The organism is Dickeya sp. NCPPB 3274 (assembly GCF_000406205.1).
Lineage (GTDB): Bacteria > Pseudomonadota > Gammaproteobacteria > Enterobacterales > Enterobacteriaceae > Dickeya > Dickeya fangzhongdai.
In genome coordinates this window covers 1,265,758-1,277,883 of the sequence record NZ_CM001979.1, presented here as the reverse complement: position 1 = coordinate 1,277,883, position 12,126 = coordinate 1,265,758, and the positions used below count along the sequence as shown (strand labels likewise).

Genomic DNA, 12,126 nt, shown 5'->3' with positions numbered 1-12,126 from the left:
TTTTTCTTTTTTAACCTTGGTTCCCTCTCGTTTTTATTGCAAATAAAAATAATTATTATTATTTTTTTCTGCCTCATTTTTACGAGAAAAGAACATGCGCATCGTTTTTCTCTTCCTCACCGTACTCTGGTTCAGCCCGCTGACGCAGGCCAAAACCGTCACCGACATTACCGGTCGTCAGGTGGTAGTGCCGGATAACCCGCAGCGCATTGTGCTGGGCGAAAGTCGCATGCTGTATACGCTGGCCTTGCTGGAACCGGGCAACCCGGCGCAGCGCGTGGTGGGCTGGCCAGGCGACATGGCGCGTTATGACGCCCAAAGCTGGGGCCGCTATACCGCGAAATTTCCCGACATGGCCCGCATCCCGCAGTTGGGTAACGGCAATCTCAACAGCGTCAACGCGGAAGCCCTGCTGCCGCTGAAACCGGATCTGGTGATCCTGCCGCGGCTGGCTAAAGGCACCGACAACGAACAGAGCATCCAGCAGGCGCTGACTCAGGCAGGCATCCCGTATATCTATGTCGACCTACGCATCGATCTGCTGAAAAACACCGTGCCCAGCCTGCGCCTGCTCGGCGACGTGCTCAACCAGTCGTCGCGCGCCGAAGCGTTTATCGCTTTCTACCAGCAGCACATGGACACCGTAAAAGCGCGACTGGCGCAGTATCAGGGCCGCAAAACCACGGTGATGCTGCATCTGCATCTTGGACGCCGCGACACCTGCTGCACCACGGCGGTCAACGGTAATCTCGGCGAACTGCTGGCCTTCGCCGGCGGCGATAACATCGCGGCCGGCAAAGTGAAAGGCGTATACGGCGAACTCAGCCCGGAACAGGCGCTGGCCGCCAGACCGGATGTCTACATCGCCACCGGCATGGCCGGGCCGGACGGCAAACGCCTTTCCGACCTGATGCTCGGCCCGGACGTCACGCCCCGGCAGGCCGCCGACAGTTTCCGCACCCTGCTGATGCAGGAGCCGCTGCTTTCGCACCTGAGCGCCGTCGGCACCGGCCGCGCCTGGAGCATGTGGCACAACTTTTATCTCAGCCCGTATCACGTGGTGATGGTGGAAATGTTCGCCAAAGCCCTCTATCCGACGCTGTTTGGCGATATCGACCCGCAGCGCACCTTACAACAACTCTATCAGCAGTTTTTACCGATTGATTTTTCAGGGACCTATTGGAGTCAGTTAACACATGAATAACCTTCACTGGCAAAAAGGCTGGCCGCTGCTGGCCCTGCTGCCCTTCAGTCTTCAGGCCGCCACCACACAGGCCGGTAGCGACACCGCCGCAAAAAACACGAAAAAGCAGGAAGACACGATGGTGGTGACCGCCAGCACGCCTGCAAGCGGCGCACGGGAAACCGGCTACCAACCGCACAACGCCGTCACCGGCACCCGTACCGAGAGCCGCCTGCTGGACATACCGCAAGCCGTCAATGTGGTGCCGCACCAGGTGCTGGAGGATCAGGCGGCCAGAAATCTTGATGAAGCGTTATACAACGTCAGCGGCATCACCCAGGCCAACACCCTCGGCGGGACGCAGGACGCGGTCATGAAGCGCGGTTTCGGCGATAACCGCGACGGTTCCATCCTGCGCGACGGCATGCGTTCAATTCAGGCGCGCAACGTCACCCCGACCACCGAGCGGGTGGAAGTGCTGAAAGGGCCGGCATCAATGTTGTACGGCTGGGGCGAGCCCGGCGGCATGATCAACATCATCAGTAAAAAACCGGAGCTGGTGCAGAAAACTCATATCGAAGGCTGGAACAGCAGTTTCAACGGCGGCGGCGGCCAGGTGGATGTCACCGGCCCGCTCGGCACCTCCGGTCTGGCTTATCGCATGATCGTCGATCACGATGAAACCGACTACTGGCGCAACTTCGGCCGCAACCGCCAGACCACCATTGCACCGTCGCTGATGTGGTACGGCGAAAACACCACCGTGCGAGTGTCCTACGAGCACATGGAATACCTGACGCCGTTCGATCGCGGCACCGTGATCGACAGCCGCACCGGCAAACCGGTCAATACCCCGCGCGAACGCCGGTTTGACGAAGCCTACAACGCCACCCGCGGCGATCAGGACACGCTGACCCTCCAGATGGAAAGCGCCATCAACGATCGCTGGAAAACCAAGCTGAATTACGCCTACAGCCGTAATACCTACAACGATAATCAGGCGCGCGCCACCAGCTATAACGCCACTACCGGCATCCTGACTCGTCAGGCTGATGCCACCGCCGACGCCCGTAGCCAGTCGCAAAATGTTCAGTTGACGCTGAATGGCGATATCGACTGGGGCAGCATCAACCACCAGTTGCTGTTTGGCGTGGACCACGAAGCCGACCGCACTTATCGTGGCGATATGCTGCGCAGCACCAGACGCTATAGCTTCAACGTCTATAACCCGACCTACGGTTTGCAGCCGGCATCCACCACCGTCAGCGCAGCGGACAGCGACCAGCGCGAAAATGTCGATAGCACCGGCGTCTTCATGCAGGATGCCATTCGTTTCAACGAACACTGGATGCTGTTGGGGGGCGTGCGTTACGACCATTTTGATGTGATGTCTGGCAAAGGACGTCCGTTCGTTACCAATACCGACGGTTCCGACAGTCGACTGGTACCGCGCGCCGGGGTGGTCTACAACCTGAACGCCTGGTCATCGCTGTACGCCAGTTACAGTGAATCGTTCAAACCCAATACCTCGATCGCTACCCAGATTGGCTCAATGGCGCCGGAAACCGGCAAGTCTTATGAGGTGGGCGCCAAGCTGGACTTGCCCAACCGTGTTACCGCCAATCTGGCGCTGTTTGATATCCAGAAGCGTAACGTAATGGTGAGTGAGCTGGTAAACGGAGAAACCGTCACCCGCACCGCCGGCAAGGTTCGTTCACAAGGGGTGGAAGTGGATGTGGCAGGCAAACTGACCGACAGCCTGAGTCTGATCGGTTCCTACGCCTTTACCGATGCCCGCGTCACCGCCGACCCGGACAATCAGGGTAACGAAATGACCAACGTGGCGCGCCATACCGCCTCGCTGTTCCTGACCAACGATTTCGGCAATCTGGGCCTGCACGCCGGCGACGATCTGCGCGCCGGCATCGGCGCCCGTTATGTCGGCCGTCGCCCCGGCGATGCCGCCAACAGCTTCTTCCTTGACGACTACACCGTGGCTGACGCCTTTGTGACTTACAGCGTGCCGATCAACGGTTACAAGGTGAAGTGGCAGCTCAACGTCAAGAACCTGTTCGATAAAACCTACTACCCGTCGAGCGGCAACAACCTGCGCGTGGCGATTGGCGACCCGCGCGAAGTGGTGTTGCGCGCCAGCGTCGATTTCTAATCATCGAAACCGCTCATCCGAACCGCGCAGCCTGCATCAGGGCTGCGCGTCTTTCCCCACTTCCGCTCTTTCCGTACTTTCGCCACCAACCGATTAACCCGCCCCGGCAAGCTGGTTAACGTCACGCCATAGCCCACAATCCGGATACCTTATGCCAGGCATCCATGAACCAAACATCCATGAATCAAACATCGATGAAGTCGTGCGCCTGCGGGACAGCGCGACGGTAAAAAACGCCCGAGGTTAACCTCAGGCGTGATAACGCCTAAACAACGCATTGCCGCGCAGCAACCGCAGTCCCAGCCAGCCGCCGTACAGCGACAACAGCAGCGCCGCCAATACCGGCAACCCGCCCCACAGCCACATATTCGGCTGCCACGGAAAATCGAACACTTTGCGCTGCAACAGCCATAACGCCGCTTCCGCGCCCAGCGCCGCCGCCACGCCAGCGGACAGCCCCAAGACCGCAAACTCCCACCACAGCGTGGCGCGCAACAAACGCTGGCCGGCACCCAGCGTGCGGTACACGATCAGTTCCTGACGCCGCTGACGCATGCCGACCTGAATTTGCGCCAGCAACAACAGCGCGCCGCAGAACAGCACCAGCACCACCATCACCTCCAGCGCCAAGCCTACCTGCTGCAACACGGTGCCGATCTGCTTCAGAATGGCGCCGACATCCAGCACCGTCAGCGTCGGGAACTGGCGATTCAGTTGGGTGATCAGCGTATCGCCGCCTTCGTAACGGAAACTGGTCAGCCATGATTGCGGCTGACTATCCAGCGAGCCGGGCGGAAAAATGAAGAAGAAGTTCGGCCGCAGACTTTCCCAGTCCACCTGCCTCAGGCTGCTGATCGTGGCCTGAAACGGCTGGGTATCGCCGGTGAAGGTCAGCGTATCGCCTATCTTCACCCCAAGACGTTGTGCTACCCCTTGTTCGATCGACACCTCGCCCGCTTTCGGCGGCCACTGCCCCGCCACCAGCGGATTATGGTCCGGCAATTGGCTCAGCCAGGTTAGGTTCAGTTCCCGGTTGACGGTTTCCCCGCCGGGATCATCCTCATGCACCAGATCGGTGGCCCGCAGTCCGTTGATTTCCGTCAGACGGGCGCGAATGATCGGGTAGAACGTTTCCGGTTTCACCTGATGTTGCGCCAGAAAATCCGTTACCGGCGGCACCTGATCGGCGCTGATATTCAGCACGAAATAATTGGGGCTGCCGGGCGGCAACTGCTGCTGCCAGCGATCCAGCAAATCGCCGCGCAACAGCAGCAACAGCGCCAGCAGCATGAAAGACAGCGAAAACGCAGCCAGCTGGCCCAGCGTCACCCACGGCTGACGCAGCAGGCGATTAATGGCAAGACGCAGCGACAGCGTTTTCAACGTCAGCCGGCGCAGCAACAGCAGGCCGCCCCAGCCAATGCCGCCCAACAGCAGCGACAGCGCCAGCATACCGCCCAGCAACGACCACAACAACGCGCCGCCGCCGGACAGCACCACCAGCAAGCCGATCACCACCGCCGCCACCACCGGCAGGTAATAGCGCAGCGGCCAGACGTTCGCCACCACATCCTGGCGCAAAACCCGCAGCGGTTGGGTCGCCAGCAGTTGCCGGTAAGGACGAATCCCCACCAACAGCGAAATCAGCACCAGCGTACCCAGCGCCCAGCCCCACGGCCACAGCCCGGCGGCCGGCAATTCGCCGGGTAGCACCGGTGAAAGGGCGCGTATCAGCAGCGCCTCAAACCCGATTCCCAGCAAACTGCCGCACAATGCCGACAACGCCAGCACCGATACCCACTGCCCGACGATCAACCGGCGCAACGCCTGCCGCCCGGCACCCAGCGTTTTAAGCACCGCCACCAGATCGTAACGGCTACGGCAGTAATGCCCCATCGACACCGCCACCGCCGCTACCGACAGCAGCAGGGTCAACAACGCCGACAACAACAGGAACTGCTGGGAGCGTTGCAGGGATTTGCCCAGCGCGCTCTGCGAATCTTCCATGCCGTACCAGCGCTGATCCGGCTTCAACTGCGGTTTGATAACGTCGCTGAAACGGGCGATTTGCGACGGCGTGCCGGCAAACATATAGCGCCAGGTAATACGCCCGCCCGGCTGAATAGCGCCGGTTTTTTCCACGTCCGCCAGATTCATCAGCACCCGCGGCGCCGTCTCGAACGGGTTAAAGCCGGCATCCGGCTCCTGCACCAGTTCCCCGGCGATGGCCAAGGTGGTATCCCCGACATCCAGCCGGTCGCCCACCTTCAACCCCAGCAAGGCCAGCAGACGCGGCGCGGCCAGCACCGTACCCGGCGTTACCCGTAGCCCAGCCGGCTGGGTTTTCAGCTCGCCATACAGCGGATAACGCTCGTCAGTGGCTTTAACCTGCGCCAGTTGCGCATTGTCGCCCGCGTAGGTCATGGTCATGAACGACACCTGCCGGCTCTGCGTCAGCCCCTGCTGCTGCGCCTGTTGCAGCCAGCTTTCATCCACCGGTCGGGAGGCCCGCAGCACGCGGTCGCCGGCCAGGAAATCACGGCTCTGCTGGCTCAGCCCTTTCTCCATGCGATCGCTGATGGAACCGAGCGCCAGCACGCAGGCCACCGACAGCGTCAACGCCAGCCATACAATCAGCAACGACGGCGATCGCCACTCCCGCCAAAACCAACGCCAGATCATGCATCCTCCCACAGTTTGCCGTCGCGCAGCCGCAGGCAACGTTCGCAGCGCGCCGCCAGTTGCTCGTCATGCGTCACCAGAATCAGAGTAGTGGCAAAGTCACGGTTGAGGGAAAACAGCAGGTTGGCGATGCGCTCACCGGTCTGCCGATCCAGATTGCCGGTCGGCTCATCGGCGAACAGTACCCGCGGCCTGCCGCTAAATGCGCGCGCCAGCGCCACACGCTGCTGCTCGCCGCCGGAAAGCTGCGCGGGCAGATGCTGCAATCGCGCGCCCAGACCGAGCTGCTGCAACAGTTGCTCCGCCTGCTGGCGGCTGTGGCGATCGCTTTCACCCCGCAGCAACGCCGGTAACTGTACGTTCTCCAGCGCGGTCAACGTCGGCACCAACATAAAGGACTGGAACACGAATCCCACGTCCTGCGCCCGCAGCGCCGCCCGCCCTTCCTCATCCAGCCGATCCAGCCGCTGCCCAAGCAGCGACACCTGTCCGCTGCTGCCGTCATCCAGACCGGCCAGAATCCCCAGCAAGGTGGATTTTCCCGAACCGGATTCGCCCACCAGCGCAATGGTCTGAGCAGGTTTGACAACCAGCTCAACTCCGGTGAGGATGGAGAGCTGGTGTTCCCCCTGACCAACGTGCTTACTAAGATGATGAACTTCAAGAATGTTTTCCGCTGGCATATCGTTGTCCTTCTATTCTGGGGCCTGTTCAGTCTACGCGCCTTCGCGGCGGATACGTTGCTGGTGCTGGGCGACAGCCTGAGCGCCGGCTATCGTATGGCGGCGAATCAGGCCTGGCCCTCGCTGCTGGACGCGACCTGGCAGTCTCGCTCCCCCACGCCCAAGGTCCGGGTGGTGAACGCCAGTATCAGCGGCGACACGGCAACGCAGGGGCTGGCGCGTCTGTCCACATTGCTGCAACAGCACCAGCCGCGCTGGGTGTTGATCGAGCTGGGCGGCAATGACGGCCTGCGTGGTTTTCCCCCGCAGAACGTAGAGCGGGATCTCGCCAGCATCATTACCCAGGTCAAGACGGCTAACGCCCAACCGTTGCTGATGCAAATCCGCTTGCCAGCCAACTACGGGCGGCGCTATACCGAATCGTTCAGCGCCGTTTATCCACGCCTCGCCAAAACATTTGATATTCCGCTACTGCCGTTTTTCATGGAGCAGGTTTATCTCAAACCGGAATGGATGCAGGATGATGGCATCCATCCCAACCGCGATGCCCAGCCGTTTATCGCCGGATGGATGGCAAAACAGCTCGACCCTGTTATTAATCAGCACTGAGTCGATAAAGACTAACAGTTAACCACGACTCTTGATATTTAAGCGTTTTCGTTAGGTAAAGTTATGCAAAAAGCGGTTTTGATTACTGGTTGCTCCAGCGGTATTGGCCTGATTGCCGCTCAATGTTTGCAACAACGCGGCTATCGCGTACTGGCGGCCTGCCGCCGTCATCAGGATGTGGCACGCATGAACTCGCTGGGCTTTGAGGGGATCGATCTGGATCTCGACAGCAGCGCCAGCGTCAGGCAGGCCGCCGACGTAGTCATTACCCTGACCGGCAACCGGCTCTACGGCCTGTTCAACAACGCCGGTTACGGGCTATACGGGCCGCTCAACACCATTTCCCGTCAGCAACTGGAACAACAGTTCTCCAGCAACCTGTTCGGCACGCACCAGTTGACTCAGCTGTTGCTGCCCGCCATGTTGCCTCACGGCGAAGGGCGAATTATCCAGACCAGTTCGGTGATGGGGCTGATTTCCACTCCGGGGCGCGGCGCTTACGCCGCCAGCAAATACGCGCTGGAAGCCTGGTCCGACGCGTTGCGTATGGAACTGCACGGTAGCGGTTTGTACGTATCGCTGATCGAGCCCGGCCCGATCAGCACCAATTTCACCCACAATGTGGATCAGGCGCAGCAGGATCGACCGGTCACCAATCCCGGCATTGCCAGCCGCTTTACCCTGCCGCCGGAAGCAGTGCTGCCTAAACTGATTCACGCGCTGGAAAGCCCGCGCCCGAAACTGCGCTACCCGGTGACGCTGCTCGCCCACGGCATCACCGTACTGCGCCGCCTGTTGCCGGGCCGTGCGCTTGATCATCTGTTGCGGACAAAATCCTGATTCGGGGTTGAAGTGGCGGACATCGCCCCCATTTATGGCTGAAACGGCTAAGAGAGAATGACATGTTAGAACAACACGCCAACGTGATTGATATCAACGAGACCAACCTGCATCAGGTGCTGGAACAGTCCATGAGCGCCCCGGTGCTGTTCTATTTCTGGTCCGAACGCAGCACCCATTGCCAGCAACTGGAGCCGGTGCTGGACAAACTGGCGGCGGAATACGCCGGCCAGTTTATTCTGGCCAAAGTGGATTGCGACACCGAGCAGCGTGTGGCGGCCCAGTTCGGCCTGCGCGCCATCCCGACCGTCTATTTGTTCAAGGACGGTCAGCCGGTGGACGGTTTTCAGGGGCCGCAGCCGGAAGAGGTGATCCGCGACCTGCTGCAGCGTGTGCTGCCGAAAGCCGAAGACCTGAAACTGGCGCAGGCTCAGCAACTGATTCAGGAAAACCAGTTAAAAGAAGCCGCCGTACTGCTGAAAGACGCCTGGCAACTGGACGCCAAACGCAGCGATATCGCGCTGTTGCTGGCGGAAGTGCAGATCCAGCTCAACCGCACCGATGACGCGCAAACGGTACTGGACAGCATTCCACTGCAGGATCAGGACACCCGTTACCACGGGCTGGTGGCGCAAATCGAACTGATGAAACAGGCGGCGGATACGCCGGAAATTCAGCAATTGCAGCAGCAACTGGCGGCCTCGCCGGATAATCAGGAGCTGGCGGTGCAACTCAGCCTGCAACTGCATCAGGTCGGGCGCAATGAAGAGGCGCTGGAGCTGTTGATGGGAATGCTGAAGAAAGATCTGACCGCGGCCGGCGGCAACGCCCGTAAAACGCTGATGGATATCATGGCCGCACTCGGCACCGGCGATGCGCTGGCTGCCCGCTATCGCCGCCAGTTGTATTCGCTGCTGTACTGATGCCTGCAATCACGACGGGCTGACGAATCCCCAGAAAATGAGACAGGCATAGAGTGTTGTGATCTACTGATTTTCGACAAAAAATTCAATGAGATCACCTCTATGCCTGCCCGTAAAGTATGCCAAGCTTTTTTCCGTCACGCTTTAGCCTCAACACACCAATATCGTCAAAACGCCATTATCGATTCCACCGTTGCACTCATGCACGGTGTGATACTTTCCCTCACCAGCATTGTGACGTCACCTGCCGGGCACCGCTTGCGTCAAGGATAAAATAAAACGGGTTGATCATCTTCTCAACAACACAGCGCTTCATAATGATATCTAATCATATGATTTCTATGATGACGAAACATCTGTCGTGGGGTGTCATCGCCGTTGACTGGAGTGCCTATCCACGGAACAGATGAGCAAAGAACCGCAATTGTATGATTTTTTGTACGGGTAATAGCCGTATGTCTTGACTCGAATTGAGTAATTGCATATATTCTAATCATACGGCTAATAACCGTATGATAAAAGGTGTACCAAAAATGTGCCGTCCATAGGACGGTAAAAGAATAGCGTAAGAAACACGCTAAAAAACTGGAGTTCCAACCATGAGAAACTTTGATAATGCACTGAATTTAAATAGATTTAGATGCTTTTTATAACGTTAATTAAGGAGGTCAACATACAAATTTTTGAGAGGTAAATATGTCTAATGTATCAGTGTTTCCCAATGATACTCGCGTCACGAAGAACGCGCGGGTGGAGTTAAAAACTAGCCCTGACCTTAAAGATGTGCTTCGTGAAGCAGCTACGGCTGCAGGTTTGGATTTGAGTGCGTTTATTCTTAATGCCGCCCTGGAGCGAGCAGAAAGCGTTCTGGATAACCAGCGGCGCCGACAGCTTTCAGCAGCAAGCTGGCAACAATTAAACCAACTCTTGTCTGAACCTGCTGCACCGACGCTGGCTTTACAGGCGTTAATGCGGAGGAAGAAACAAGATGGTAGATACTCAAAGTGAAAGTAATGGTGTAGTGGTATACGCGTATCAGGCAGATACCACATACCCTGGGAGTAAGAGTTTCGATTGCGGAAATACCGTAATCAACTCTTTTGTGCGTAGCTCCCTCAAGAAAAGCGTCAGAGATGGGAATTGTGCAGCTAAAGTATTGGTTAAAGATGAAACAAAAGAGCTGTTGGGTTTCTGTACTTTTGCTGCTTACTCTCTTGAAAAAAGTAAGTTGGCGGGGGTGGTTTCAGGTTCATTGCCTCATGAATTAGGGGTTGTTCGGCTAATTATGCTGGGGGTAGCCACGAAAGAACAGAATAAAGGCTATGGACAAGAACTGCTTTTAGAATTCTTTAAACAGGTTAAAACCATCCACGAATCGCTACCTGTTAAAGGCGTGTATTTGGATGCGGATCCGGCAGCAATTGACTTCTATATCCGGTTAGGTTTCGTTCAACTTAATGAACCACCGAATGCTTTTGGTGCGGTGCCCATGTTTTTGGCCATTCAACATATCCTTGCTGCGTAGCATAGAAAACCTGCTTAGGCGCTAGGTATCCCCAACAACCGTATTGTGGCTGTTGGGCTATAACGTTGAAAATAAAAGGTTATATCTAAAACATCAGACCAACAGTCTTATGTCATGGTGGGGGCCGCTGCCCCCGTGTTCTCCGCCTCTAGCTGCGGCTTACAATGTCTCCAGCACGCTGATCCAGCCATGACCGCCATACACCGGCCAGCCATTGAGCCAGCGGCGCAGCATGTTCATCGCCAGCATCGCCACCACATCCTGATGGGTTTTACGGCTGTAGCGCCGCACATTCACCTGAATCGTCTGGGCGAATGTTCCTGCGGGGGTGTACAGCGCCAGCATCAACACACCGTCATCAGAACGGCCGACGTACAGCGCCAGTTCCGTTTGCTGACGCTGCGCCAGCGTTCGGGTCGCGTCGGCGACGGCCGCCAGCGTCAACGCCTCGCTTTCCACCCGCAAGTCGCCGCCGGATAACGGTACATCCGCCTCACGCAGTTGCCAGTTGAGCAGACCGGCGGTGAAGTCCTCACCCACCGTCAGACGCAACTCGCGTTCGGCAAGACGGCGCGCCAATTGCGCCGGTAGCCCGTCGGTACCTTCGAAAATCGCATTTTCACCGGCAACGTCGCGCACCGTTTCCCATACGGCTTCCATCTCCGCACGTCGTGTGGCCGGGCCGGTCAGCTTCAGTTCGATAATCGGCATGGAGGAGCGATACCCCAACACCACGTCCGGCGGCAGCGGCAGGCTGTCGAGCTGGCTGGCGAGATCGCTTTCAGAGCGGCCGAACGTGGTCAACCGCAGGCACAGCGGCGGTTCGGCAACGGCAAAACGCTGACGCAGGCGCGGCAGAATCTGCTGCGCCACCATCACTTTGAATTCAGAGGGCACGCCGGGGGTGAAAAACATCAGGCACTTGTTCAGTTGCATCGCAAAACCACAGGCGGTGCCGACCGGGTTATCCACCAATTCAGCGCTGGCGGGCAATTGCGCCTGTTTGCGGTTACTGTCGGCCATGACCCGGCCACGCTCAACGAAGAAGGCTTCCATACGGGCGATCCATTCAGCGTGCTCGACCAGCGTTTCTCCGGCGGCCGTGGCCGCCGCCAGCGAGCTGAGATCATCGCTGGTCGGCCCCAACCCGCCATTGACGATCAGTACATCGGCGATCTGACTGCGCTCGGTCAAGGCGGCCACCAGTTCTTCCAGCTTATCGCCCACCGTCATGCGGCTGGTCATCGGCACGCCCTGTGAAAACAGATAATCCGCCAGCCAGGCGGCGTTGGTATCCACAATTTGACCGTGCAGCACTTCATCGCCGGTACATAACATCTCAACCCTAAGCATCCGCGTTACTCCTTATGATGGTTTCACACCACTTTAGAAACTCGACGCCATAAACACAATGACGCGCTCCGTCCGCACAAAAAACGATCTATAAAAAAACAAAAGGCGTGATAAACACGCCTTTTGTTTCAGATTGCTGACAAAGTCCTTAAGTACAGGAT

Annotated in this window: 10 protein-coding genes and 1 pseudogene; 8 read left to right on the top strand and 3 right to left on the bottom strand. The window is 58.0% G+C overall.

Features of this window, described 5'->3' with window-relative positions:
• The first annotated feature begins 94 nt into the window (after window positions 1-94).
• On the top strand, window positions 95-1,204 hold the full coding sequence (locus DXX3274_RS06445) for an ABC transporter substrate-binding protein (RefSeq protein ID WP_042859123.1): 1,110 nt from the start codon (window positions 95-97) through the stop codon (window positions 1,202-1,204).
• Window positions 1,197-3,350 carry a TonB-dependent siderophore receptor gene (locus DXX3274_RS06440; RefSeq protein ID WP_042859122.1) on the top strand — a complete coding sequence of 718 codons (2,154 nt, stop codon included), beginning with the start codon at window positions 1,197-1,199 and terminating at the stop codon, window positions 3,348-3,350. Before DXX3274_RS06445 ends, DXX3274_RS06440 begins: the two co-directional genes overlap by 8 nt.
• Window positions 3,351-3,599: 249 nt before the next feature.
• Here the strand turns inward: DXX3274_RS06440 and ybbP are convergent, their stop codons facing one another.
• Both ybbP and ybbA read right to left on the bottom strand, forming a co-directional pair.
• Window positions 3,600-6,032, bottom strand: coding sequence for a putative ABC transporter permease subunit YbbP (gene ybbP, locus DXX3274_RS06435; protein WP_042859121.1), 2,433 nt, complete (start codon window positions 6,030-6,032; stop codon window positions 3,600-3,602).
• Window positions 6,029-6,715, bottom strand: coding sequence for a putative ABC transporter ATP-binding protein YbbA (ybbA, locus tag DXX3274_RS06430; protein WP_033570141.1), 687 nt, complete (start codon window positions 6,713-6,715; stop codon window positions 6,029-6,031). Before ybbA ends, ybbP begins: the two co-directional genes overlap by 4 nt.
• On the opposite strand from ybbA, the gene tesA reads away from it, so the two are divergent.
• The 6 genes and pseudogenes from tesA (at window position 6,683) to DXX3274_RS06405 (ending at window position 10,612) form a co-directional block, all read left to right on the top strand.
• On the top strand, window positions 6,683-7,324 hold the full coding sequence (gene tesA / locus DXX3274_RS06425) for a multifunctional acyl-CoA thioesterase I/protease I/lysophospholipase L1 (protein ID WP_084478863.1): 642 nt from the start codon (window positions 6,683-6,685) through the stop codon (window positions 7,322-7,324). The genes ybbA and tesA overlap by 33 nt on opposite strands.
• A gap of 63 nt (window positions 7,325-7,387) precedes the next feature.
• Window positions 7,388-8,164 (top strand): SDR family oxidoreductase, encoded by a 777-nt coding sequence (locus DXX3274_RS06420; RefSeq protein WP_042859120.1) that lies wholly within the window; start codon window positions 7,388-7,390, stop codon window positions 8,162-8,164.
• A gap of 62 nt (window positions 8,165-8,226) precedes the next feature.
• Entirely contained in the window at window positions 8,227-9,087 is an 861-nt protein-coding gene (locus DXX3274_RS06415) for a co-chaperone YbbN (protein WP_042859119.1), read from the top strand.
• Between the two features lie 102 nt (window positions 9,088-9,189).
• Window positions 9,190-9,485, top strand: a pseudogene (locus tag DXX3274_RS22700) (IS4 family transposase); the annotation flags it as partial.
• A 298-nt stretch (window positions 9,486-9,783) separates the two neighbouring features.
• Entirely contained in the window at window positions 9,784-10,095 is a 312-nt protein-coding gene (locus DXX3274_RS06410; RefSeq protein ID WP_050569822.1) for a DUF1778 domain-containing protein, read from the top strand.
• Window positions 10,076-10,612, top strand: coding sequence for a GNAT family N-acetyltransferase (locus DXX3274_RS06405; protein ID WP_024105035.1), 537 nt, complete (start codon window positions 10,076-10,078; stop codon window positions 10,610-10,612). Before DXX3274_RS06410 ends, DXX3274_RS06405 begins: the two co-directional genes overlap by 20 nt.
• Window positions 10,613-10,771: 159 nt before the next feature.
• Here the strand turns inward: DXX3274_RS06405 and DXX3274_RS06400 are convergent, their stop codons facing one another.
• The gene (locus tag DXX3274_RS06400; protein ID WP_042859118.1) at window positions 10,772-11,965 is read right to left on the bottom strand and encodes a nicotinamide mononucleotide deamidase-related protein YfaY; all 1,194 of its coding nucleotides are present in this window, start codon (window positions 11,963-11,965) and stop codon (window positions 10,772-10,774) included.
• Window positions 11,966-12,126 lie beyond the last annotated feature (161 nt).